The sequence below is a fragment of the Streptomyces sp. Q2 genome (assembly GCF_056820935.1).
The window spans coordinates 1-933 of the sequence record NZ_JBXEJE010000118.1; the positions used below are offsets into that span (position 1 = coordinate 1).

Below are 933 nucleotides of genomic sequence, written 5' to 3' on the forward strand. Positions count from 1 at the left end.
GTCACCTTTCGCCCCGAGGCCGCCCAGCCGTATGACGACCGGTGCCTGAGCTGGCAGTACGACCAGCGGTCCGTGTCCATCTGGACCATGGACGGCCGGGTCAAGAACGTGCCGTTCGTGTGCTCCCCGGACGCGCTCAAGATGCTGCAGGCGCACCGGCAGGGCGAATCCGACCTGGTCGAGCGCGACGGTGTGTTCTACCTCGTCGCCACCTGTGACGTGCCCGAGGCCGAGCAGTATGAGCCGGACGGCTTTATCGGCGTGGATCTCGGGATCGAAAACATCGCCACCGCCTCCACCGGCTACCTCGCCGCCGGGCGAGGGCTCAACCGGTACCGCAAGCGACAGCTTGCCCTGCGGGCCAAGCTCCAGAAGAAGCGCACCAAGAGCGCCAAGCGGCGGCTCAAGGCCCGTGCCCGCAAAGAGGCGCGGCACGCCGCCAACCAGAACCACATCATCTCCAAGACGATCGTGACCGAGGCTGAACGCACCGGGCGCGGCCTGTCCCTCGAAGAACTCAAGGGCATCCGCAACCGGGTACGGCTCCGCAAGCCCCAACGGGTCGCACTCCACTCCTGGGCCTTCGCCCAGCTCGGAGACTTCATCGTCTACAAGGCCAGGCGGGCCGGTGTGCCCCTGGTCTTCGTTGATCCCGCGTACACGTCGCAGACGTGCGCCGAGTGCGGCCACCTCGACAAGCGCAACCGTGTCGACCAGGGGCTTTTCATCTGCCGGGGGTGCGGGGTCGTTGCCCACGCCGACCGGAATGCTTCCCACAACATCGCCACCCGTGGCGAGAGCGTGTGGAATGCGGGGCGTGAGTCACGCGTCCCCGCCACCCCATAAACGGGGTGTCTGGACGGAGGAGTCCACCCCAGCAGCCAGCCGGGCACTACCTCCAAGCCCGGCCCTTCAGGGCCGGGTCAAGTTGAC

Annotated in this window: 1 protein-coding gene; it reads left to right on the forward strand. The window is 67.3% G+C overall.

Translation table 11 applies throughout. The features are described from left to right. The coding region (locus ACWBNA_RS47835; protein WP_482710881.1) for an RNA-guided endonuclease InsQ/TnpB family protein at positions 1-846 on the forward strand (846 nt) is incomplete at its 5' end. Positions 847-933: the final 87 nt, after the last annotated feature.